The sequence below is a fragment of the Faecalicatena contorta genome (assembly GCF_003149105.1).
Lineage (GTDB): Bacteria > Bacillota > Clostridia > Lachnospirales > Lachnospiraceae > Muricomes > Muricomes contortus_C.
In genome coordinates this window covers 195,403-219,340 of sequence record NZ_QGDS01000001.1, presented here as the reverse complement: position 1 = coordinate 219,340, position 23,938 = coordinate 195,403, and the positions used below count along the sequence as shown (strand labels likewise).

Annotated in this window: 29 protein-coding genes and 1 pseudogene; 10 read left to right on the top strand and 20 right to left on the bottom strand. The window is 38.1% G+C overall.

Annotated features, from left to right (window positions below; translation table 11 throughout):
* Positions 1–21: 21 nt before the first annotated feature.
* Positions 22–429 carry a VOC family protein gene (locus A8805_RS01100; RefSeq protein ID WP_109708359.1) on the bottom strand — a complete coding sequence of 136 codons (408 nt, stop codon included), beginning with the start codon at positions 427–429 and terminating at the stop codon, positions 22–24.
* A 208-nt stretch (positions 430–637) separates the two neighbouring features.
* Positions 638–1,468: a helix-turn-helix domain-containing protein gene (locus tag A8805_RS01095; protein ID WP_109708358.1), complete on the bottom strand. Its 831-nt coding sequence runs from the start codon at positions 1,466–1,468 to the stop codon at positions 638–640.
* A gap of 275 nt (positions 1,469–1,743) precedes the next feature.
* On the opposite strand from A8805_RS01095, the gene A8805_RS01090 reads away from it, so the two are divergent.
* From A8805_RS01090 to A8805_RS22730, 6 genes are all read left to right on the top strand, one after another.
* A complete protein-coding gene (locus A8805_RS01090; protein ID WP_109708357.1) occupies positions 1,744–1,977 on the top strand; it encodes a helix-turn-helix domain-containing protein in 234 nt (77 codons plus the stop codon).
* A gap of 92 nt (positions 1,978–2,069) precedes the next feature.
* On the top strand, positions 2,070–2,444 hold the full coding sequence (locus A8805_RS01085; protein WP_109708356.1) for a PH domain-containing protein: 375 nt from the start codon (positions 2,070–2,072) through the stop codon (positions 2,442–2,444).
* A gap of 415 nt (positions 2,445–2,859) precedes the next feature.
* Complete coding sequence (locus A8805_RS01080; RefSeq protein ID WP_109708355.1) at positions 2,860–3,798, top strand: ABC transporter ATP-binding protein; 939 nt, start codon at positions 2,860–2,862, stop codon at positions 3,796–3,798.
* 12 nt (positions 3,799–3,810) lie between these two features.
* Complete coding sequence (locus A8805_RS01075; protein ID WP_109708354.1) at positions 3,811–4,554, top strand: ABC transporter permease; 744 nt, start codon at positions 3,811–3,813, stop codon at positions 4,552–4,554.
* The gene (locus tag A8805_RS01070) at positions 4,551–5,525 is read left to right on the top strand and encodes an ABC transporter permease (protein WP_109708353.1); all 975 of its coding nucleotides are present in this window, start codon (positions 4,551–4,553) and stop codon (positions 5,523–5,525) included. Before A8805_RS01075 ends, A8805_RS01070 begins: the two co-directional genes overlap by 4 nt.
* Positions 5,526–5,604: 79 nt before the next feature.
* A complete protein-coding gene (locus tag A8805_RS22730) occupies positions 5,605–8,190 on the top strand; it encodes a helix-turn-helix transcriptional regulator (protein WP_109708352.1) in 2,586 nt (861 codons plus the stop codon).
* A 104-nt stretch (positions 8,191–8,294) separates the two neighbouring features.
* Here the strand turns inward: A8805_RS22730 and A8805_RS01060 are convergent, their stop codons facing one another.
* The 9 genes from A8805_RS01060 to A8805_RS01025 form a co-directional block, all read right to left on the bottom strand.
* Positions 8,295–9,083, bottom strand: coding sequence for a CPBP family intramembrane glutamic endopeptidase (locus A8805_RS01060; protein WP_109708351.1), 789 nt, complete (start codon positions 9,081–9,083; stop codon positions 8,295–8,297).
* Between the two features lie 85 nt (positions 9,084–9,168).
* Entirely contained in the window at positions 9,169–9,546 is a 378-nt protein-coding gene (locus A8805_RS23080; protein WP_420319460.1) for a DUF3021 family protein, read from the bottom strand.
* A 34-nt stretch (positions 9,547–9,580) separates the two neighbouring features.
* Entirely contained in the window at positions 9,581–10,084 is a 504-nt protein-coding gene (locus tag A8805_RS01050; RefSeq protein ID WP_109708349.1) for a LytTR family DNA-binding domain-containing protein, read from the bottom strand.
* Positions 10,085–10,462: 378 nt separating this feature from the next.
* The gene (locus tag A8805_RS01045; protein WP_109708348.1) at positions 10,463–10,831 is read right to left on the bottom strand and encodes a VOC family protein; all 369 of its coding nucleotides are present in this window, start codon (positions 10,829–10,831) and stop codon (positions 10,463–10,465) included.
* Between the two features lie 368 nt (positions 10,832–11,199).
* Positions 11,200–11,823, bottom strand: coding sequence for a GNAT family N-acetyltransferase (locus tag A8805_RS01040; protein ID WP_181392704.1), 624 nt, complete (start codon positions 11,821–11,823; stop codon positions 11,200–11,202).
* A gap of 122 nt (positions 11,824–11,945) precedes the next feature.
* Positions 11,946–12,071: a hypothetical protein gene (locus tag A8805_RS22725; protein ID WP_278321202.1), complete on the bottom strand. Its 126-nt coding sequence runs from the start codon at positions 12,069–12,071 to the stop codon at positions 11,946–11,948.
* 134 nt (positions 12,072–12,205) lie between these two features.
* Positions 12,206–13,885 (bottom strand): recombinase family protein, encoded by a 1,680-nt coding sequence (locus A8805_RS01035; RefSeq protein WP_055669128.1) that lies wholly within the window; start codon positions 13,883–13,885, stop codon positions 12,206–12,208.
* A gap of 140 nt (positions 13,886–14,025) precedes the next feature.
* Positions 14,026–14,289, bottom strand: coding sequence for a DUF6870 family protein (locus A8805_RS01030; RefSeq protein WP_009064822.1), 264 nt, complete (start codon positions 14,287–14,289; stop codon positions 14,026–14,028).
* A 141-nt stretch (positions 14,290–14,430) separates the two neighbouring features.
* The gene (locus A8805_RS01025) at positions 14,431–14,631 is read right to left on the bottom strand and encodes a hypothetical protein (protein ID WP_011988842.1); all 201 of its coding nucleotides are present in this window, start codon (positions 14,629–14,631) and stop codon (positions 14,431–14,433) included.
* 68 nt (positions 14,632–14,699) lie between these two features.
* Between A8805_RS01025 and A8805_RS22285 the strand changes: the two genes are divergently transcribed.
* Positions 14,700–14,870, top strand: a complete 171-nt coding sequence (locus A8805_RS22285; protein WP_207657663.1) for a hypothetical protein — start codon at positions 14,700–14,702, stop codon at positions 14,868–14,870.
* A gap of 216 nt (positions 14,871–15,086) precedes the next feature.
* Here the strand turns inward: A8805_RS22285 and A8805_RS01020 are convergent, their stop codons facing one another.
* From A8805_RS01020 to A8805_RS00995, 6 genes are all read right to left on the bottom strand, one after another.
* Positions 15,087–15,506, bottom strand: coding sequence for an RNA polymerase sigma factor (locus tag A8805_RS01020; RefSeq protein ID WP_109708347.1), 420 nt, complete (start codon positions 15,504–15,506; stop codon positions 15,087–15,089).
* 487 nt (positions 15,507–15,993) lie between these two features.
* Entirely contained in the window at positions 15,994–16,182 is a 189-nt protein-coding gene (locus A8805_RS01015; protein ID WP_011988843.1) for a cysteine-rich KTR domain-containing protein, read from the bottom strand.
* 29 nt (positions 16,183–16,211) lie between these two features.
* A complete protein-coding gene (locus tag A8805_RS01010) occupies positions 16,212–16,469 on the bottom strand; it encodes a hypothetical protein (RefSeq protein ID WP_181392702.1) in 258 nt (85 codons plus the stop codon).
* Positions 16,423–17,286 (bottom strand): aminoglycoside 6-adenylyltransferase, encoded by an 864-nt coding sequence (locus A8805_RS01005; RefSeq protein ID WP_011988845.1) that lies wholly within the window; start codon positions 17,284–17,286, stop codon positions 16,423–16,425. Before A8805_RS01005 ends, A8805_RS01010 begins: the two co-directional genes overlap by 47 nt.
* A gap of 53 nt (positions 17,287–17,339) precedes the next feature.
* The gene (locus A8805_RS01000; protein WP_009064810.1) at positions 17,340–18,173 is read right to left on the bottom strand and encodes a histidinol-phosphatase HisJ family protein; all 834 of its coding nucleotides are present in this window, start codon (positions 18,171–18,173) and stop codon (positions 17,340–17,342) included.
* A 13-nt stretch (positions 18,174–18,186) separates the two neighbouring features.
* Positions 18,187–19,347 carry an MFS transporter gene (locus A8805_RS00995; protein ID WP_109708346.1) on the bottom strand — a complete coding sequence of 387 codons (1,161 nt, stop codon included), beginning with the start codon at positions 19,345–19,347 and terminating at the stop codon, positions 18,187–18,189.
* 110 nt (positions 19,348–19,457) lie between these two features.
* Here A8805_RS00995 and A8805_RS00990 point away from each other — a divergent pair, with 110 nt between their 5' ends.
* A complete protein-coding gene (locus A8805_RS00990; RefSeq protein ID WP_109708345.1) occupies positions 19,458–20,354 on the top strand; it encodes an AraC family transcriptional regulator in 897 nt (298 codons plus the stop codon).
* An 83-nt stretch (positions 20,355–20,437) separates the two neighbouring features.
* Here A8805_RS00990 and A8805_RS00985 read toward each other — a convergent pair whose 3' ends face one another.
* A complete protein-coding gene (locus A8805_RS00985) occupies positions 20,438–20,860 on the bottom strand; it encodes a DUF523 domain-containing protein (protein ID WP_109708344.1) in 423 nt (140 codons plus the stop codon).
* 30 nt (positions 20,861–20,890) lie between these two features.
* Entirely contained in the window at positions 20,891–21,415 is a 525-nt protein-coding gene (locus A8805_RS00980) for a nitroreductase family protein (protein ID WP_109708343.1), read from the bottom strand.
* A 142-nt stretch (positions 21,416–21,557) separates the two neighbouring features.
* Here A8805_RS00980 and A8805_RS00975 point away from each other — a divergent pair, with 142 nt between their 5' ends.
* Entirely contained in the window at positions 21,558–22,154 is a 597-nt protein-coding gene (locus tag A8805_RS00975; protein WP_009064831.1) for a TetR/AcrR family transcriptional regulator, read from the top strand.
* 398 nt (positions 22,155–22,552) lie between these two features.
* Here the strand turns inward: A8805_RS00975 and A8805_RS00970 are convergent, their stop codons facing one another.
* Entirely contained in the window at positions 22,553–23,137 is a 585-nt protein-coding gene (locus tag A8805_RS00970) for a hypothetical protein (RefSeq protein ID WP_020073007.1), read from the bottom strand.
* Between the two features lie 345 nt (positions 23,138–23,482).
* Here A8805_RS00970 and tnpA point away from each other — a divergent pair.
* Positions 23,483–23,809, top strand: a pseudogene (tnpA, locus tag A8805_RS00965) (IS200/IS605 family transposase); the annotation flags it as partial.
* Positions 23,810–23,938 lie beyond the last annotated feature (129 nt).

Sequence of the window (23,938 nt, the reverse complement as noted above, 5' to 3'; positions counted from 1 at the left end):
GTAACTTTATTTTAATGTACACTATATGGTAGTGGCATCATTTAATTCAAATAGATTACCCTCCGGGTCTCTAAAATAAACGCAATTCATTCCCCAATCATCAATAAACTGTGGCTCCCCTATAAATTGTACACCCGCTTTCTTTAAGCGGCGGTAATCCTCATTCAGATTTGCTGATGGGATGACTCCTACAACTGTATCCGGCTGAATATTTCCCTCTGGCTGCTTATATCCTTTAAACATTGTCATATTCTCACCGGCAAAAATTGCAAAACACGGAGCTGATTCTTCACTCACAGCAAAAGACGTATACGGACCATTTCGGTCGCCCCAAACAGCTGCCAGTCCTAGTTTCTCTGTATAAAAATCATAACACTTTCGGTAATCCTTTCTTACTAAAATACGTGTTGCTATCTTATCAAATTGCATCCTTCTACCTCCATCATTCGGATTTTTATTCGACGGATTTTAACGCCTATACTGCCACCCATCCAATATCAGTTCCGGCATTTTGGTATATCCTGCCCTATTTCCCGATAAAGACATGGCTGAGTATCTTCATAGTCAGTTTCTTGTTCCGTCTTTATCTGCAACTATACCACAAAGTCATATTTTGTATTGTAAAAAATCGACATGGCTACCGGTTCACATCGGCAATCTTTCGGGCCTCGGTTGGGGTAACACCATGGAAACGTTTAAATTCTTTTAGTAAATGAGCCTGATCACTATAGCCATAACGATGCACTTCATCCTGAATGTCAAAGTTACTCAGCCGCACCATATCATTCCAGACACATTGATAGCGTATCAGACGGTATACCCGCTTTGGCGGCAGCCCTATATTCTGAAGAAACAGCCGTTCCATCTGTCGTTGGCTGACACAACTGTATGCACAGATATCCGAGATTGACATTTGTCCTGGTATATGCAGCAGCTGTTGGATTGAATTAAACAAATTTGCATTTAAATCAGGGCTTTCAATTCGTTTCAGCAAGAATTGTTCTATCAGATTAATCCGTTCTTTTGTTGTCTTCCGATAGAAAAATGACTCAAAAACAGCCCGCCATCCCTTATCAAATTCATCCAGTTCAAGAAGCTGATTGCGAGTTTCGTTAAAATTCAGCTTCAGAAAGAGATGGGCCGCCCAAAAATGGAATCGCACTGCAAAACAAGTAACGATATCCCCATTCTCATCCTCGATGGACAGGAACGGCTCATCCTGAATACTACACAGATATCCTGTAAGCGATTGACGAGTATGATTTATCCGAATAATAACATCCATGCAAGTATCGGGAATCACCAATACCTTGCTCTTTTCTTGTCCTGCCCCTATGCTTCGGTCTGTCGTCCAGTAACAGGCAATGTAAGGAAGCAATCCCTCACATGGCTGATGTTCAGTATAAGTGTGGTTTGATAAATATGGGCGTGATGTCAGGGGATGATATCTTTTGTGGAATGAAAGCATGTTACTCTCCTATCAATTATACTAATTCTAATCTGCCAGAGGCATATAATGTCTTTATTTATGAGGATATTATATCATATCTTTTCTTTGCATTTGTGCTTTAATTTCTCTGGTATTAATCACTTTCTCATTCTTTCTCACGACTTGCATATCCATAAGTTATTTTCATAATATCACATTTTTACTTTATCAACGTATTTTATTGCTTTTTCACAAGACATTCTTCCCTTTTTACATATTCTATTGTATTATTTATTTGAAGAGATGTACTACACATGAATATACAGAGTATCATCAAAAATAGAAGGTTTAAATTTGATTTAACGATGAAGAATATCGCAAAAGCACTTAGTATTTCCGTAACCACCGTGCCGAGATATGAATGTGGCAACATTCGAGATATAGAGATAGATAAATTTGATGCACTGGCAAATGTTTTGCGTTGTTCCGTCGGTTACCTAGTCCATGATTTTGGATACATAAAATTGGACGCAGAAAAAATGACATAAGGAAAAAGTCCATGGGAATATAGTACATATTAACTTTTAAAATAAGGTGACATTGTTGCCTTAGAATAAAATGAATAAGGAGAACTAAAGAAATGATTGATTTTCAAAATGGTAGTATTTTTAAACTGAAACAGACTAACCCCGATAGTGTAATGCGTGATGTTTCCCCTTTGCTCGTGAATGGTGAGGACGTTTTAAGTGCCTACAAAGGTTTACGCGATTATGTTGTCTTTACAAACAAGCGGGCTATTGCGGTTAATGTTCAAGGAGTAACTGGCAAGAAAAAGGACTTTACTTCCCTTCCATATTCAAAAGTTCAAGCGTTTTCTTCTGAAACTGCTGGCGTTTTTGATATGGATAGCGAATTGGAACTTTATTTCAGCGGACTCGGTAAAGTGAAGTTTGAATTCGCAGGCACAAGCAATATAGTACAACTGTCACAAGTTATTGGTTCTTATATTTTATAGTGCAGCAAAAACCGCCGTGCTGGTAATACGGACGGCTGCAATCTTCGAATGAACTAGGTTCTGAAAGAGATTGTGGGACATGAAGATAATGACATCACTGATCATTACACCCACTGTACTGTCGAAGATCTTCAAGAAGGGATTGTATTTTTAGATTATTCATAAGACGAACAATAGAAAATAGGCTGATCGGTTTGTGTATTCCCAGTACCGATCAACCTATTATTTTTCTGTGCATTCCCTTTGTGTATTACCCATGTAGTACGTGCTAATAGCCATTTGTGAGTCGTTTGTGTGCTACTGTCCACACCTGAGGGCTGTTCAGGGCACTACATAATATCAGCCGTTCGGTTGATAGGCAAAAAATAATTCCCTCTCTATAATAGAGACATCACCAAATAAGAGAGGAAAAATTATGGAAGCAATCTTATCAATTAAAAATCTTGAGAAAAGCTATCAAGCAAAAAAAGTAATCAAAGACCTGAGCTTTGATGTACACAAGGGCGAAATCTTATGTATCCTCGGACCAAATGGCGCTGGAAAAAGCACTACCCTGAATATCCTGACTGGCGTACTGAATTATGAAGACGGAATGATCCAAAGCAAAGGCAAAAATGTTCATGACCATCTCCGGCTCTTTAAAAAGCGCCTTGGCATCGTCCCCCAAGATATTGCCTTATATGAAGAGCTAAGCGCTGAACAAAACATTAAGTTCTTTGCTTCATTATACGGTTTAAAGGGAAATGCTCTATCCACCAGCTGTAACCAGGCACTAGAATTCGCCGGATTATCCGAGCGCCGAAAAGATAAAGTAAAAACCTACTCCGGAGGTATGAAACGTCGTTTGAACATTGCCTGCGCGATCGCTCACCAGCCAGAAATCCTGATCCTGGATGAACCAACTGTCGGTATTGATCCACAATCTCGAAATCACATCTTAAGCTCAATCAAAGAGCTGCGTAATAAAGGCATGACCATCATCTACACCACCCATTACATGGAAGAAGTGGAGGAAATCTCTACCCGGATTATTATTATGGACGGAGGCAGGATTGTTGCCAGCGGTAAGAAAGAAGAACTCAAAGAACACGTGAATGAAGAAAGATTGTACCATATTGATGTGGATCATACGGAAGGCATCAATGAAAAAGAGTTTTATCATATTGAAGGGGTTAAGCATGTATCCATTTCAGCTTCCCAGGTGGAGCTGGCAACCCTGAAAAGTGTTGAAAATCTAGATCGGATCATCTCTGTTTTCATTCAAAACAAGGTAAAAATAAATAGTATCTCATGTGAATCTACAAGCCTGGAAACGGTATTTCTACGTCTGACCGGGAAATCATTGAGAGATTAGGAGGTGTCAGGAATGTATCAGTTCAGAAGAATTTTAAAAATGGATCTTGTCAATCTATTTACTAATCCGATGTGGCTTTTCTATACTACAGCCTTTCCCTTTGCGCTGACACTCATTTTTGGTTTTCTGGCTAAGGGCAGCTACAGCGACAACATTACTTCCTATGATTTTTATGGAATTACAACAATGATCTACAGTGCTTTAAACGCTGCAACACTGGCTGCAAACAGTTTTATGGAAAAGGATATCAAAGGTCCCAACATGCGCTTGATCTATGCTCCGGTGCCCTCCTTTGCAATATATTTCCCAAAAATCATCGCAACGGTTATCTTTACTACCGTTTGTTATACTGCCGTAGCCTTGTTGCTCCGTGTGACTGCTCACGTGAATTTTGGGGAAACAAGTACGATTTATCTCTGGTTATTAATGATCCTGGTTGAAATATTTGCTGCTTCTTTCAGTGTGATGCTGTGCTGTGTCCTGAAAACCGAAGCAGCCGTAAACCAAATCCTGAGTTTTGCCATCACCCTAATGACATTGCTTGGCGGAGTATTTTTCCCGGTGGATGGTCTTGGTAAAACAGTTACCGCAGTCAGCAATCTGTCACCGGTCAAATGGGTCGCTTTATCTGCCTTCCAGATTATATATGACGGGAAATTCACCCTGTTGCTGCCGGCTTGCATTATTTTGACGGTGGTTTCGGTCATTTGTATTTTGTTCAGCACGAAATTTTTTAAAACGGAGGACTTCGTATGATTGCCATATTCAAAAACGATTTTTATCGCTTACTCACCAAAAAGTCTCTGATTATCTCCCTGCTGGTCCTGATCACCGGAGCGATCGCAGCCGCTATCTTTTTCAGCACACAAACCGAGACGATGGCCAATATCGCTGTCGTCACTTCCAGCCCCCAGAAAAGTATGGATATCTCCGCTTTAAAAATAACCACATTAACAGAAGCTCCGCCTGTTTCACAAATGGTTTCAGGGCATTATGATGCCATCTTAACTGAACAGCCGGACGGCACATTTGATATCCGGACGATTAAAAGCCAGGAAACAAAAGACGCTATTCTACAGTTGATGGAAACAGGCTCTCTGCCGGAAACTTTTCACTCCGATAAGCGCGGTGTCGGTACGATGATTATCGGATATCTGCTGATGTTCCTACTCATGCAGGGTGCGGCGCTAATGTGCATGTTTGCGGAGGATAAGGAGCACAAGCAGATTACCCGGGTCATCTCCTCTCCCCTTTCCCTGGGACGATATCTGGCTGCTCACAGCATCTTCAGTTTCTTTACGCTCTACCTTCCGACCCTGGCAATACTTGGCATCATCAACATCGCAGCTCCTTTTGACTTAGGTTTTACCATTTTACAGTATGCCGCATTACTGGCACTTATCTGTGCTTTTGCAACTGCCTTCGCATTGTTTTTAAACAGCTTGACAGCCAAGAGTGACAATGCAAATATGACCGCATCGGCAATCATCGTTATGAGCACTGTGCTGTCCGGCAGTTTTTATTCTTTTGAAAAAGGAAATACTATTTTAGAAAATCTGATCCGCTTTCTGCCGCAAAAGGCATATCTAAATATTGTCCAGCAGGTCGAAAAAGGATTTTCCTTTTCCTCTTACCGCAGCTCACTCAGCTACCTTGGTATACTTTTAATCCTTTTCTTTATACTGGCTGCCATAAAAACAAAAAAAGATTACGTACAAAGCCATTGAATTGACCTGGAAAAAGCGTTAAACTGATAAAAATAACAACTTACTGGCAGCAAAACCGGTTTATGATATCGGAGGACTTATGAATCAATATATTTTATCGACTAGACTAAAAATTCCACAGCCCCGAAAAAACTATATGATTAGAAAAACTCTTTTTGAGCAGCTAAAACATCTTGATGACTATAAAATAACCTTGATCAAGGGTGGACCGGGAAGCGGGAAGACGACGTTTCTCGCTTCTTATATTAAAGAAAGTGTTCCATCGGATTTCGTTTGGATCAGTCTGGATGAGACTTCCAACCAATCCCTGATCTTCTGGAATTATATAATCGAAGCGCTGGCAGCTTATTTAGGTGAATCAAAAGATATGTATTTACAAAATTTCAATAATACGTTTCATACCAACGATATTGAAATACTTTTAACCACTCTTCTGAATATCCTGGACGAACATAGTACCGGTAACAACGGACCAATCTTTCTGATCCTGGATGATTTTCATCTCCTTAACAATGAAAAGCTGCTGAAAGAACTGGATTTTTTTTTCTCACACATGAGTGCTTCTTTTCATATCATCCTTTTAACCAGAGAAAGCCCACCCCTGTATCTTTCCGGTTATCTGATGCAGGGCGAACTCCTTAGTCTGGACGAAAAATTGCTGACGCTGTCTTCTGATGAATCTTTCTTTTTCTTAAAAAACACACTAGCTCTGCCCTTACAAGATGAGACCCTGCTTTATCTGGCCGGGAAGGGAGAAGGATGGATCGGCGGACTTCAGCTGCTTGCCGCGGCATCTTTTGGTAAGTCAGATGCCGAGATTCTTTCTTCTGACTTGAATAATACCTATATCAGTGAGTATCTGACCAATGAGATTTATGATCGGCTGGATGAAAAAGAAAAATATTTCCTCGTCGCCGTCTCCCGTCTGTCTTATTTTAACCAGGATATAAGTGACGCTTTATTTCCGGGAGAAAACTTTCCCGTGATGTTAAGCAACCTGCTGAATAAAAATCTGCTGATCCAGTGTCTGGATGAAAAAGAGGGGCTTTACCGCTGTCATAATATTTTAAGTGAATACCTGAATACCCATTTTGTACAGCTTCCGGCTGGAACCAGAAAACAGATTCTGCAAATTGCTGCAGATGCCTTTCTGACCAGGGGTGAATACGAGGAAGGATTACAGCTTTTACTGAATATTCAGAACTACCCCGCCCTGATGCAGCAGCTGATGACCCTCCCTCTCAATGTAACCACTACTGCTTTTGCTATGAAGGTACCAAAGGATATTGCAGTTTCTAATCTTGATTTCGCATTTCAAAAGTTTTTCGCCCATTACTGTAACTATGATCTGGCCGGCTGTGCTGACATCTACCATGTAGCACTGCCCTGTATTGAACAAGACCCAGCCTATAAGATCTTTACCGGCCTCCATATTTTATTCAGTGACAATCCTCTGGAGCTGGATTTTGAGATCATTTCAGACAATGAGCTGAATCATTTTGGACTGCTGCCGCTTACAAGAGCTTTTGTCACCCTGGTGAGAGCCGCTTTTCTATATTATAAAGATTGTTTTCTTGGGGCACTCGCTTCACTGGATAGCGGTATAAGCTATACTAAAGATAAGATAAACCCCTTTATGGATTTTTTTAATCTGAGCCTTCGTTCTCAAAATTATGAGGAGCTGGGATATTTTCAGAAGTCATTGGAAATACATCGGCAGATTGTCAAAGAATTGGAAAAAAGTAAATCTCTTTCCATTTTTTATGTGAATCATTATATCAGCATTACCGGTGTATACCTAAAGCAGATGGAACTCAATAAAGCGAAAGAAATGCTGGACCTCTGTGCCGATTTTATCAAAAACAAAAGCGGCCAGATCTTGGTCGCCTACGAACATAATCTGGCCGAATACTATTGCCTTTCGGGACAAGAGGAAAAGGGCATACCCCTAATCAAACATTTATTATCACTAGACATCTATCGGAATCTTACGGTCACCGCAAATCTGGTAAAATACTTGTGGTTGTTCGATGAAATGGGTATCGCTATGAAAGAACAGTATATCCAGACATATGAAGACACTCCTGACCTGCAGCCGCTGAACAGCAAACTCTTATACGCCCGCCTTTTAAATGAAAAAGGCCAGGCCACAAAATCTCTTGCACTCGTTGATGATATTCTCAGCTATGCCAGAAAGGAAAAAGTATACTTAAAGATCACTGAAGCCGCATTGTGCAAGATCGAGTTTCTTTTTGATCACTATCCTGACGGCAGCCGATTGATTCCGGATTTGTATCAGGAAGCAATCTATTATGCCTGCTATGATTCCATTCGCTACCCGTTCTATTTCAGCCGGCAGACAATCGCTAAAGTTCAGAAAAAGTATGGACTGTTATTTGCCGAAAAATTTTCCGAAAAGGAATTGGCGTTCCATTCAGAGATGATTAATTTCTACACCGCACCAAACAACACGATCCTAAGCGTACGGGAAATCGAAGTCCTCACCAGGCTGGCCGAAGGAAAGATCAATAAAGCTATCGGTGAAGAACTATATATTTCTCTTGCTACGGTCAAAACTCATATTCTGAACATTTATAGAAAATTAGAAGTCAGCTCCCGTGTGGCCGCAGTTGAAAAGGGCCGGAAACTGGGATTGATCAGATAGTAGAACCTCTTCATTTTAGTCACTGAATAACCTGGCGTATTCTTAAAACTTTCCAGCCTTCACAGTTTCGATTGAGAAGCTGAGAAGGCCAGTTTTTCAAGAATCTAGAGTGCATTTGTGTGTTCTAGCTTCAATCTGCACCAAAATACATATCCTAGAGCAGCCAGAATTATACACTGTACTGTTATGATAATAAACTCCAATTCTGATGATGGTGTGGCGGTTAATTGAGAGATGATATTATGTATACTATGCCATACAATCCCTATAACAATACTGTTTGTTAGAAAAACAACTTCAGCACAAACAAAGCCAAACAGCATGGCAAATACAATTTGTACAAGTGTGGCCTTTAACTCTGCTCCACCTAACAAGTTCACAATATGTCCAACTCCAAATAGAGCAGTTGATAAAAAAATAGCTATCTTAGTACTTCTTCTGTTTAAATATTGCAATATCAGTCCACGATATATGATTTCTTCAAAGAATCCCACAGAAACCATAAATAGTACCAGTGCCCCAATTGTATTTAAATCCATTTCCAAATTAACTCCAGCCGTAAAAGCAACTGCTTCTATCACAACGATACCAATGATCCACTTACCAACACGACCAGCCCGGAAACCTATATCATTAAAAGTAAACGAACTTTTCTTTATAATTCCTATCAGGATCAAGCAGCCTACAAAGATCGCTATAAACTGAATAAGATATACAGCCACTTGATTTTTAATCTCCCCCACCCCTATGACAGCACCTGCCAGCGTAGGCATAAGCAGGGATAACAATACCAACAAGGTGATCTTTCTTCCTACTTTTTCATTATTTAAGTCAGAACTATTCTCAGTATTTTTTCTATTATGTTTCATCTTTAATTCTCCTTTTCTTTTCATGATTCAACTATAGGAGAATTTCAAAATTATTTCCACTAAAAATGCCTAAGCGGTATATCAGGCCTACCAAGTTGCATTAATTCTTTTATTTCATATTATTCTTTCGCTCTTTAAGAGCAGTATTAATTCCTTCCGCCTCTTTCTTATCTTCCGTAAATAGCAGATACTTTATCAAAAGATAGATGCCCATTACTATTATAAAGTTAATACCTACTGTTGAAAGTGACTGTTTCCACCCCAGTAAACAACTGATTCCAACAATAGTGACCATTATAATGCAAAGGTATATAAACTGATAAATCATCACACGTCGAGCACTAAACTTTTCATTATCCTTTAGCACAAAAGACATAACACTAGAGAAAAAAGATACAAACATAAAGGAATAAACGACCTCATTGGACAACTCTCCGCCTCTAAAAAAATGAATTAAAACCAGCACTGAGAATATAATACAGAACATAATACATCTGTTTTTTATAAAAGATCTCATAAACTTAATCCCTTCCTAATCCTAGTTTTTTCTTTAATCCAGGAACATAACTTCTTGAAATAGCCACAACTTCCTGATTCAATAACTTCGCTTCAAATCTGCCACTAATCGTAGGATATACAAGTTCTATCATATCAATATTTAAAATCATTGATTTTGATACTCTTACAAAATCTGCAAATTGCAGCTTTTTCTCTAGTTGATATAGCTTCTCTGATGATTCCAACACGTTTTCATTAGTGTATAAAAATGTTTTTTTATCAACTGTTTCAATGTAATAAAGGTCTTTAAATTTTACTTTATAGAATTTCTCATCAGCTTTGCCCACTAAGAATGTATCCATATTTTCTAAGTAATGAATGGCATTAGATACTTTCATATCCATTTCTCTTATATGAAATAGTATATATTCTTCTTGTGTTTCTTTTACCTCATCTATGATAATTTTCATATATTTCTCTTTTACCCTTCTTAAATTATCATGCTTTTGTGAAACAATATCCTCCACCTAAATGCAGATACCTTTTGTTACACTATGATATCATATACTCTATTTATTTCAACTACTATTTGGGGTTATAGTAAAACTGCACCAACCATGGAAGATTGATCTAGCATTTGTTAATCTTTTAATTTAAATAGTGAGCTATCTTAAAACATCAATCCCCTTTGTAAGATGGACATTCTTTAAAACTTCCCAATCTTCGCAGCCTCCTCAATCGAAACTGTGAAGGCTGGTTTTTCAAGGTGAAACTGGGCATTTGTGAGTTGTATGTATGCTACTATCCACATCTGACGACAACTCAGGACAACTATCATCAAATTGATATTTATTGCATTACTTGATTTTCAGCCCTATACTCCGAAAATGCTTATACTATTTGGTTCACTTGTTTAGATACTCTATAATCACTACTTGGTTATTATCCGGGTCTTTTAGACGAAGTTCGTATGTACCCCAATCAAATTTTTCCGGTGGAGTAAGGACAAGACCTTTCCGCCTTAATTCCAAACACGTATTATCAAGATTGTTACATCCAAAAACAAATGACATTGTCCCGCTAACAGGCACATTCCACTTTGCTGCATCCCAAATACAAATTGATGGCGCATCCTTTATAAAACCAAGATAGACACCATTGTAATCATCGCAATCAGTTTTCAGCACGGGTATCTCAAGTATTTCACAATAAAACTTTATTAGCTCCTTAGCATTACCGGTGAAAATATTAGTACAAGAAAAACTGTTTACCATATTGCACTCCTTCGCAGTATATAAATAATCTACAATTGCAGTTGCTTAACTAAATTTTGATTTAATAACCTAATAATATCAAACTTCGAGATTAAAAAACAGTCTATTTTTATTATACTAAAACTGCACCAACCATGAAAAGTCAATGCAATCATCATAAACTTTATATTTATGCTATTTTCTCAGAATTTACCCGTTTTAACACTCTCCTCGACAGAAGCTGTGAGGGGCTGTTTTACCAGCGTTTTCGGCGCAATTGTGTGCTGCTTGTGTGTTGATGACTGCTACTGACGACTGCTCAGTCCAACGATTATCAAATTGATATTCTGATGGACAAACTGGAATTTATTGGGCTTATTCTTAAAAGGCTAACATTCAGGTTTGGTTAATTTTAATGAAATAAATTTGTTAATGCCTATTTTAGTGGCTTTTTTCACAGGTACAGAGCTCGACTTGTACTCGACAAATCCCATTTTTTGATACAGTGCCATCGCTGGGACATTCGTGTCAGCTACTTCTTCAATTATATAATCAACAAAGGGAGTGTTCTCAAAAATGTAATCAAATATTTTCAATGAAATGCCCTGTCCACGAAAATTTGAAGATGTCCCTACAAATTCAATAGAACCTGTATTTAAAGGAGGGTTTCGAAAAGGTTTTTCAAATTCCTTCTTCAGAAAAATTCCAGCTAAAAAGCCCTTGTATAAACCGAAATGCTTTCGTAATTCCTTTTTGTCAAGGCAAACAGACAATGTCATGCAATCTGTACAGGCCACCATCCCAGCTACTTCATCACCAACCACCGCAACGTAAAACTGATCTAGCACAAATATATGAGCAAACGCTTTTGCAATCTTATCTTGATCTTTCGAGAAAAAACCAAGCCATTGTGTAAAACCTTCTCCGAAGATTTTTGCCATTCCGATGCGCACATTCACATCTTTTGCCATATCCGCACGAGAAATGGCAATATTATTCGCTTTCTTTTCCATACTCTTTGGCCTCCACTTCAACTTTCTATCTCAAAAGGAGATAACGTATAATTAATTTCGCACTTTTAATTTCATAAAAATAGACTACTGGTGACTGCTCAGCGATACTCCAGTAATAATACTCAAAATTCCTTTTCTAATATTATTCCTTTGGCTGTCTCATTATTTAATAACAAATCTTCATAATCACTTCCATCTAAATATGCAATTTCTACCAAATTTGAATAATCATAATCACTTTTGATCATTACATCTCTAAATAACTTTGAAGCGCGCTTTTTTCCCCAGCTAAGCTTCACATTAATCGCAATATTTCCAATGATATTTCCTATGAGTGTTATATATTAGGAAAACCAACAAGCTCTGTTCGTGTGTAGGTGTCTTATCCTACCTGTAAATGCGAGTTGACTTCGATATACTGGATAATGCGGCGCAGCTCGTCGGCAAACTTAAACCGTATGCTTATGTCGCCGCCCTCGTATACTTTGATATGGTCAACCAGTTCGATTAAGATTTCTCTTGTCAGCTTGTCGATGTTCTCGTATTTTCGGAAAGTTGCTAAAAAAGGATTTTCGGTGTCAATGCCATTTTCCAGTTCGTCCCGCTCTTTTTTCAGATTGGCAATCACTGTGCCAATGGCTTCATTTTGCTGTTCATAATCTTCACTCATGTGGCGGTAATCATTATGTGTGATATGACCGTCTTTCCAGTCCTGATAAAGTGCTTGCTTGTACCGCATGATTTTGGTAAGCTCTTTTTCTTTTGCGGTAATCAGTTCATTCAGCCGTATCGACTGGCTTTTTTTGAGCGGAGCCAAGTTAATTTTTGATACAATAGCGGAATAGCTGACTGCAAGATGTACCTGTTGCCGGATTGCATAGAGTACAGCCGCTTCAAGCCTTGTGCTTTTAATAGAGTGCATAGTGCAGGCTTTTTTAGAAAGGCTCTTATATGTTCCGCATTGGTAGTAAACGTACAATTCCTTGCTTGCTATCCGCGACATTGCCCGGCCACAATCCGCACAGCGGAGAAAGCCGCTAAACAGATAAAGCTGTTTCTGTTTTGGAGAAGTGCGGGTGTCACGCTTTAGCAGTTGCTTAACCTTTTCAAAGGCTTCGCGGTCAATAATCGGTTCATGGGTATTCGGGACAACAATCCAGTCTTTTTCAGGTACAGCTTCGATTTTGTGTATCTTGTAGCTTTTCACACGGTTTCGCCCCTGTGCCATATTTCCAACATAGACGGGATTTTTCAGCATATTGCTGATAGTAATGGTACTCCACATGGGCTGTGTCTGTCCGTTGGGGCATTTGTACTTTAATCCCTGACTTTGCTTGTAAACGGAAGGACACATAACACCGTGGTCGTTCAGATGATTCACAATAGCCCTGACGGTCATACCGCTTAGACACATGGAAAAAATCTGCTTTACCACTTCGGCGGCTTCATGGTCTACCAACAAAGCGTGTTTATCATTGGGGTCTTTGATGTAGCCATAGGGGGCATAGGAGCCAATAAATTCGCCATTACGTTTCTTGTAGTCAAACACCTGACGGATTTTCTTTGAAGTTTGGTAACAATACTGGTCGTTCATTACGTTCGTTATAGGAACAAGAATACTTGATACGCTGTCAGGGTTCAAATAACTGTCTACGCCCTCTGCCAAGCTGATAAAGCGTACATTCATCTGAACAAACAAATTTTCAATCAGGCTCCCGGCGTCCGTATAGTTACGGGAAAGACGGGAAAGGTCTTTGACAATCACGCAGTTTACCTTTTTCGCGTAAATGTCGGCCAGCAGTCTTTGAAAATCTGCCCGGTTCGTGTCTGTACCTGTGCAACCGTCATCAACATAGGTTTCGGCGCTTTCAAATTCATCAAGGTGCTGTCTGTAATAATCATCAAGCAACTTTTTTTGATTGGTGACACTGTTGCTGTCGTCCTTGCCACGATTCAAGTCCTCTTTGGATAACCGGATATATTTTGCAAGATTCCACCGTGTAGGATTATACGAAAATTGAGAAACAGCAGTATTTGTTTCCCTGTTTTTGGTTCGTGCCATGCTTCCTCCTTCCTATCACATTACACTTACATTATACCATTTCAGCATAATGCGAACAATGTTGTCGAGGGCTTAAAAATACCGTTAGATAGCTGATATTACCGACTTCGGGCCAAGTTGGCCCGAAGTGGCATGACCGATTACAGGCCGCTTTTCTGCCGTATAAGAAAGTTTGTAATTACATCCTGCAAGGGGGGGCCGTCCTCCGGGAACTCTACCTTTACCGCAGTATCTCCATGACGGAAGCAGTAAGGGTTTTTTACCTGCTTCAAAATATGTGCCGCACGTTCCCTTTGAGGCAGGCTGTTATCAAAGTCGATTCCGCTAACATCTGTCAACTGTGATTTATCCACTGTGGCAATATCCACATCTTGCATTGTGATGATCTGTTCCAGATTTACCATCGCTTTGTGCCTCCTTCTCAAATGAAAAATGTACTTTATGTTTCCTGCTGTCCTATGAGGAAACATAAACAGTCACCACTTTATAAGCAAAAGTGATGGCTGTTAATCTTTCCTCATACTTCGGGCCGAGTTGGCCCGAAGTCAATAGGGACTGTTCCGGTAATGCCCGTCTGCTTCGTGAATGGATTTGAAGTCAAATCTTTCGTTCAGTTCCATAACCACGCGCCGAATATCATCAGAGCTAAAACCACAGCTTTCCATTGCCCAAATGACATAGCCGCGACAAGCATTGTTGCTCCACGGTTCAGGCAGTATTTCCGATAAATTCATATCTTTTTCCATTTCGATTCTCCTATGCCAGAATAGGGGGAGTGCCGCGCCGGGAAAGAATGGGCTGTCATTAGACAGAAATGCCCGGCGCGGCCTCCTATATGGTAAATAAGAGGATAACCCGGACAGGCGGCGGCAACCGCCCTCATGGGAATTTCACCCCGCCCCATGCTGATGGCGCGACGGTCAATACTGTGACGCGTTCAAACCGTAAGTATCATTGTACCAATCAAAAGATTATCGCCGGGTAGATTGCCATATCTGCTCTGTCACAGTTGGTAGGAATCGCTCACGCTCCGTTTGGTTTTTCCCCCTTTCAACGGGCGGTTTTGGCGTACCCTGTGGCTTGGCTCCCTTTTGATTGAACGTATCCGGGTTATCTGTATTCAGTTGTCAAAGAACGGCAGATGGAGAAAAAACTCCTTCTAATAGCCATGTGATTTGAAAGGCAAATTCGGAACTGGAAATTAAGACTTTTTCAAAAATTTCTCCATGCTTTTCAACCCTTTCTCAATAGCAACTCTGACGGCTTTTTCATTTATACCCTCTGCCCGTGCAATATCGGATTTACTCATACCGAGTATGTAATGGGCATAAATTCGTTTTCCTTGCTTGTCCGGCAAGTAAGCGATTGCGGAGTGCAGTTGTTCGGAAGTAATTTTACGCTCGTAAATCTCGCAAGGGGAAAGGGATTCAAAAAGAATATCCTTTTCGATCCCGTCGTCAGCGTCCAGCGAATAGTGGGCTTTGTTATAGAAGCGGCGGCGAATGTAGTTTTTATCCAAACGTTCTGCTTCCAGCAAAGCGTCCTTGATTTCATCTGATATCTCAACAAAAAAGTCTGAATTATAAAACGGGTAATAATCCCGCAGATTGATTTTTGCCATAAGGCGTTCCTCCATTTCGATTTTTTAGGGAATAGTGAATCGAAATGGAGCGGGAGGGGAACGACAGCGAGGTCGGACTTCGGGCCAAGTTGGCCCGAAGTGACAAGGCTTGTTCCATACGTTGTCAGTGAAAAAAGGATACAAAAAAACACCTTTACGCAAATTAGCGCGAAAGGTGTCGAATAAAAAATGGGCGCAATAGCCGCCCACAAGTTGATATAATACTTTTAAACTATGTAAATGAAATTTTTCTGCTATATTAAACCGTCACAATATGGCGGCGTTTCTCTCAGAGAAAAAAATGCTTTGGGGTACATAAAAACCTCCTTATCCCAAAGCCGCCAGAATAAGAAGAATTACAGGTATACTCTTTCCGATTTTTAACGGAAAATGACGGCTTTGTATGTCTGTTAAATTTGTCAGCAATCGTATAACAGAAAATTGTTATATGAAAAGAGCCGATAATCAAGAGATATGTACTCATTGATTATCGGCTCTGCGTCTTTGCGTCTGGCTCTTTGATAACTGACATATTGAGTTGTAGCACATTGATTAGAGATTCTTGTTTACATTTGGGACAGTATAGGGGGAAGTTTTCGAGGATTGTATCTTTCCTAATTTTCAGTCTTGTTTTATTGCCACATATAGGACATAGTAACCATTGAACTTCAATCATTATCACCCCCTACATCATTTCATTAGTTGCTATTTTTCTGCTCTAATAATTACTGTTCCACAATTTTGATACAAAACTTCAAACGTTTTAAAACCGGCGTTTTTCATAAGTTCAAATTGATGTACCAATGTCAGTGGAATATCAATTTGTATAAACATATCTTCGGGTGTATTATTTTGCTTGCGCTTATATTCGTATTCCTTAAGGCAAAGCGCTTCCTCTTCATCGCAATAGGCAAATCTAGTATATTTCTGTTGCGTTGGACGGTAAGCTTTTAACGCGCTCAAGGTAGCTCTTGCTATTTCTTGCTTCTGTCAAATCGTAGGGGAAATTTAATTTCTCACTTACCTCCAAAGAAATTTTCTGAAACAAATCGCACATGAGAAAAACAGCATCCCATATAGCGTTTATTTGTGCTTTCGAATAAGATTCTAAGTATTGTTCATAAATCCCTTTCGGCAAATACTTGTCCATGTATTTTGCGGATTTCCCTGCGCTGACTGAAAAATCATTATCAATCCCAATTTTCCATTCCAGCAGCCGCCTAAGCATTGGCCTTATTTGAAAATTTATCATATCCATTGCATATGGAATCTCATTCCTCCATAATCCCTTCGCCACATTATTTAAACACCACCAAAATTCATTACATGTACAATAGAATTGATTTGGCACCGGCTTTTTCACCCAATATTCTTCATCGGACAATACTTGTTTTTGAGGCATGATATTGTCCTTGTCAACTAGTGTTTTATACAATTCTAGACTATTAAGTACATTTTCTAATGTCTTTACATGTAAATCCAATCTATTTCCATCAGTGAATTGAATTAGCCAACCATAGCAATTTTCAACATCAGAAGTGTAGTAGATATTTTCCTCTGGATATTGCATATACAAGCGCTCACCAAATCGATCAATCCAGGCTTTGTCCTCTCTGAATGACCTTGTTTCTGTAACAACATATACAATATCATAATCTTGAAAGATATCTTTTGGTACATTTGGATTTGCACGTGAACCTTCTAAGTAGGCCGCACGAATGCGGACATCATTGTTGGCAACTGCTATGATTAAATCCATCATTTCTTTTTCTGATCGCATACTGTGTCTCCTTTTATAGTGAAGATAAACTAAGTTATCCGGACAATTTTCTATTATATCAACTTATGAAAATGCGGCCTCATATTCTCGTATGTACAATGATATCGAAATCCCATATCGAATAATACTTTCTTGGTATTTTCAATATGTGCACCTAGCTGTCCTTTTTTATGACTGTCGCTTCCAATCGTGATAATCTCACCGCCTAATTTTTTATATAAAGTAAGTATATCTTTGGATGGTGTCATATCCGTAAGTCCATATCTGTAGGATGACGTATTTACTTCTATTCCTTTTCCATCACGAATGACAATTTTTAAAATTTCATTAACTATGTCTGAAATCTTTTCAAACGGATATGTGCCATTTTTATCATATCTTATAATAATATCTAAATGTCCCAAAACACTATAATTTTTATATTGTTTTACAATTTCCAGCAGCTCTTGATAATATTTTTCGTTATATTCTTTCTGGCTCTTTCCTTTCTGAAAATCCTGTGTCCATAATTCCAAGTTATCTATTTGATGCACAGATAGAATAATAAAATCAAATGGATATTTCACAAAGAGCTTTTCATATTGAGAAATTGTATGCACCTGTACTCCAAACTCCATTCCCTTTTTTATAGCAATCAAGTCACCATATAAATATTGTAATTCCTTAATCGTCTCAAAATATTCTGGATAATACACATTTGCCATAGGCATACCATCGCGATATTGAATTTCTTTCTTATCATTCCAGTCCAGCTTAACTCCATAATCTACATGATCCGTAAAACATATTTCTTCCATTTTTATTTGTATTGCATCTTTTACAACCTCTTCCATTTCATAAACAGAATCATCGCTAAATTCTGTGTGTACATGATAATCAGCAAACATTTTCTTCATCCCTTCAAGCAGTTTTTTTTACCAGCAATTCATGCATCATCACCATTAATAAAAGAATGATTAGCAAATATACCGGCAGCAAAACAATATTTATATGCTTTGCAATTAATCCAAATAGCGGCGGCATCACACAGGTTCCCACATATGCACTTGCCATCTGAACCCCGATGATTGCCTGTGACTTATCCGCACCAAAACGAGACGGAGTGGAGTGAATAATACACGGGTAGATTGGCGCACATCCAAAACCAATGAAAAGCAAGCCGACCAAAGATATTACTTCATTTAACGGCAGTAACATCATAATAATACCAGCCGCAATGATTCCCTGCCCCAGACGAATCATTTGTAAATCACTTAATTTCATACTTATAAATCCACTTAATACTCTCCCAATGGTAATACCAATAAAAAACATACTTGCAAAACCAGCCGCTGTCTCAATTGAAAATCCTTTGAACAGGGTAAGATAACTGCTTGCCCATAAGCCGGTCGTCTGTTCCAAAGCACAGTAGCAAAAGAAACAAAGCATTACTTCTTTTGCTCCAGAAATCTGAATTACCTCTTTCAAAGGCAATGCTTTTCCCGCTAAAATATCATTCTCTTCTGCCGTCCCTTTTTGGTTCTTCCATAACGGCAGGCTAAAAAACAAAATTACTGCAAAAGCAATCTGTAAAAAGGAAATATACAGATAACCAGCATTCCAATTCTGATTGTGCTTCAAAGCATATCCCATCATATAAGGTCCAATAGTTGCGCCGATTCCCCACATACAATGAAGCCAACTCATATGTCTGCTTGCATAGTGAAGTGCTACATAATTATTCAACGATGCATCTACACTACCTGCCCCAAGTCCGTAAGGAATAGCCCAGAAACAGAGCAAACCAAACGAATGGGAACTGGAAAAGCCAAATAAAGCAAGTGCCGTCATAGTAATGCTGATGGTCGTTATCTTTCCGGTTCCAAATTTACGGGTAAGTTTATCGCTTTGTAAACTTGAAATAACGGTTCCGATTGCAATAATCATAGAAATGACGCCTATGTATGAAATCGGCACCCCAAATTCCAAATACATGGATGGCCATGCCGAACCTAATAAGGAATCCGGCAATCCAAGACTAATAAATGCAATATAGATAATTACTAACAGTAATTGAAACATATTGACCTCCTTCTCTTTTTGCGATATCATAATATCATCATTCGATGAACTTTTATATAATATTTCACTCGCAATTATATAATAAAATCGTCAAAGAGAAGGTGTCTTGTATGAGCATAGCAAAATGTAATGTAACAGTGAATTCTTCCGGTGAAGAAGTTCAAAAGCATGGAACGTCAGAATTTCCTATTGCTTTTTATGAGGAAAACTTATCAAGCTATTCTATTCCCTGGCACTGGCACGAAGATTTTGAGATTATATGGGTAATCTCAGGATCGATAAAAGTATCTGTTAATAGCACAGAACATATCCTAAACAAAAATCAAGGGATATTTATCAATGCAGGCTTTCTTCATTCCATTCATGCAACAAACGATGGCGAATACGTTTTAAGATCCATTGTTTTTCATCCAAGACTAATCGGAAGCATAGATAGTATATACTGGCAAAATTATATTGAGCCAATTATCCAGAACAAAAATCTGCCATACATTTTATTAGATCCATTCATTAACTGGCACGATAAAATACTCGCTTGCTCTCTTTCTGTATGGAACAGACTTTATAACACTGAAAATGGTTTTGAGATATATGTCAGGAATGAATTATCTCAATTGATTCTAATTGTGCTAACAAATCATTCCATATGTGAAACAAAACCTAGCATTCGAAATCTTCGAAATGCTGATCGAATAAAAACCATGCTTCAATACATTCAGATGAATTTTTCAGAAACCATAACAATCTCTACTTTAGCAAGGGTAGCGCTAATTAGTGAAAGCGAAGTTCTGCGCTGTTTTCACAGTACAATCCATTCCACACCGAATCAGTACCTAAAACAATATCGAATCCAAAAAGCATGTCGAATGTTAATCGATACAGATATGACTTCTATCGATATTGCCTTTCAATGCGGATTTCAAAGCAGCAGCTACTTTACGAAAACTTTCCGAGAACAGATTGGCTGTACCCCTTTAGAGTATAGAAAAAGGGATCAGCAACGCTAATCCCTCTTTCTTATGTAATAAAAAGCCAAGTACGACGACCAATTGATATTCGGCAAAAACATTGAATTTTTTCTATTTCGAATCTACATATTAAAATCTTCTGCATCTTTTACAGGATACCCTTTAGCAATTAGGGCTTTGGCAAAAAGCCCTTGACCAGATACTAGTTTTCCGGTAAATGTTCCATCATATATATTGTTAACTCCACATGTTGGACTTCTTGACTGTAGAATAGCCAAATCAATTCTTTCGCCTTCTATTTTTTCTAATGCAAGCGCAACTGCTTTCCTATAATCAGAATCAACATTATTTCCCTTATCATCCATCACTACTCCATCAACAATTTCAGCACATGTTCGGGGAATGGGCATATTGGCTAACATTTCAGGACAAATACTTAGAACCTCTTTTCCTTTCAGGTATTCCATCACAGCTTCATTGCGATTGTTTCTCCCATTATATTTACAATTACATCCTAGTACACATGCACTTACTAATACTTTCATAATCAACAACTCCCATGGAAGACTTCCACCTTAATCTATATATTTCTCATACATTACCGTTTCGCTTATTTCTTTGCGTTGGGCAATATGACGCTCTGAACTTAAAAAGCCTTTTTCTGGATACCCTATTAAGAGTAAAGCTGTAGGTTCTATATACTCTGGTAAATTAAATTCATTGCTTATAATTGCGGGATCAAACAAACCAACCATTACGCTTCCAATATTTAATTCTCTTGCTGCCAACATCATGTGGTCACAGACAATACCTATATCCAAATCGCCAGAACATTTTTGATCAAATGGCCGTATTAATTCATCCCGTCGATCCCGACACACGATAAAAACACACTTAGAACCAAACGTTTGATAAGCCTTTTTAATTTTTAAAATGTTTTCTTCACTTTGAACAACAATAGTCCTTTGTGGTTGTTTATTACAGGCTGTAGGGGCGACACGTCCAGCCGATAAAATCTGATTTAAGTCATCTTTTGGAATCTGTGCTCCCGTAAAGCCGCGTGTTGTGCAGCGTTGTTTTGCCAGTGTTAAAAAATCCATTATTCTTCCTCCTATATACGAATGATTATTCACATTATTATTATAGTACCCGCATTGATAGATGTCAACAAAATGCGAATAATGATTCACATTTCATTGACCTGATTTAAAGTTCCAAGTATAATAAAAAAGAGGTGATATTATGAATGATGTAAGAGAACCCATTCAAAAACGTTCTATTGAAACAAAGAAAAAAATACTAGATGCCGGGTTTGCCCTTTTTTGCGAAAAAGGATATTATAAAACCAATACAATTGAGATTGCCAAACGTGCTGGTATCTCAACAGGAGCGCTATATAGTTACTTTAAAGATAAGAAACAAATATACATTGCTGCTTTTCACGATTATCTTGAAAATATTTCAGGCCATTTACTTGAAAAATTAAGTTTGCAACAACCTTTTTCACTAGCTAGTTTTGTTGAAAATTGGATCTGTTATTATATTGACTTATATGCCGATACCAGTCACGCTCTGGCTCAGTTAAGAATGATGATATCAGAAGATACTGATATCAATCGTCATTTTTCCAATTTTGAAAATGAATATTTTTTAAAAATTAAAGAGCTATTAAATAAAAATGGCATAACGCAAGATGACTTATTTGAAAAAGTTTACACTTGCTGCATTTTAATTGATGCTCTTAGACAGGAAAAATCTGCATTTTCACACAACGGCTTAGACTTCAATATTTTTAAAGACCAAGTAACCAAAACTGTCATTGTATTATTGTCAAGTTGATTTTTTATTAAGGGCTAATAAAATCGCAGAGCAAGTCTATTTTTCTGTATGGCAATTCAATTTGTCATTTGATAACTCTATCTATGTAATCTATCAAGGGGTGTAAATGAGAGACTTCAATTAATTCGGAAGCTCTTTCAGACGCAAAGATGGCGTAAGAAATTGCTTTCTTACGCCGGTATTAGCCACAGGTCTAGAGGTCAGGTCTTACCTTTTTCAACTTGTTCAGTTCCCTCGCAAACACATATCAATATTCCATTGTATTAGATAAGGACATTTTCCTTTGGAAAGCGTCATTATTATATCAAAATATACTTCAATCCAAAATCCTTCGCAAAAGTCGTAAACATCTATTAATCCTTCATATTTTCAGACTTTTTACTCAAAAACCATCTCATTCAGGAAAAGAAAGGCATTTGATACAGAAAAAAGGCAATAGCAGGTCCTATACACAGTGATATTAATGTTGTAATCAATTTTTTATGCATAAGAATTATAGCACAAATTAAAAATATTATCTCACAATACATATCATCATGATTACTGGACATAATTTGCAAAAGCATTACCGAAATAACACCTGCTGATAGTAATACCGCTAAGATATTATCTTGCTTTATTTTATGACATAAAACGGCCAAAAACGGCGATATTGCGGTAATTGTATACCAAATTAACATATAGCTATTAACATTAACATGAATCAATAAATGGTATATATGAAATGTAATATTTAGACTTAAGAAAAAAAACAAAACTCTAATTGCAGCTGAAATAGATTTTTCGCTTTTTAATGAAATAAATAATGCAATAAGGATCCATATACCAAAATTTGAAAGAATCGCATTTACATTTATTTGACCTAAGAAGAAATTGATATGGATATGCCTATTGTCTATATAGGCCGAAAAAAGACCTAATAAAACACCAACCACTGTAACGCTTAGTATGGGAATGACATTCTTTTTTGTTATTTTATTCAACTTTATAACCCTCCAAATTATATAAATAGCGAGTAATATCCATTCGCATTTTTCCATGATACATCTATTTATTTGCTAAATGAGATTGCAGTGTGTAACTGTAGCAATAATAATTAACGCAACGCCTGAACCAAACCATAACCCAACGAAATGGGACAACATCTGCTAAAGGCCCAAAAATCGCCATACCAATAGGCAAAAAACCGGAGTAGATTATTTTTGTATTCCATTGTTTTTATCCATATTTGCATTATACTTTGCAATGAACTTAATGGCAACCATAGCTCCATATATCTTGCCTCTGGAGTCGTATCATAGTACATCTCGGCAGCGAAATTACCGTAAATGCTTACAGTTTCACCATCATCACCGCACACAGACAGACATAATGACCACGTATTCACGCCGAAGTATCAGCGAAAGATAATCTATTATCAATTGAGGGACGACATACGGCAAATCATAAGAGATTTATGCAAAAGGAAGGGAATTGCGATCATAGAAGGACATATAATGCCCGACCATATTCATTTGCTTCTCTCAATTCCACCAAAATACAGTATATCGCAAATCATGGGATATCTCAAAGGAAAAAGTGCGATAATGATTTTCGATAGACATGCAAATTTAAAATACAAATTTGGTAATCGGAATTTTGGGGCGGAAGGATATTAAAAGCAAACCACAATTTTTGTGCCATTTTTGGGGCTTACGCTAACCCGCAAGCAGGGCAAGTGTATTGACACTTGCACATTTTTAAGATTTTTCCCTGCGGTCAAATCTTAAAAATTGCTTGTTGGG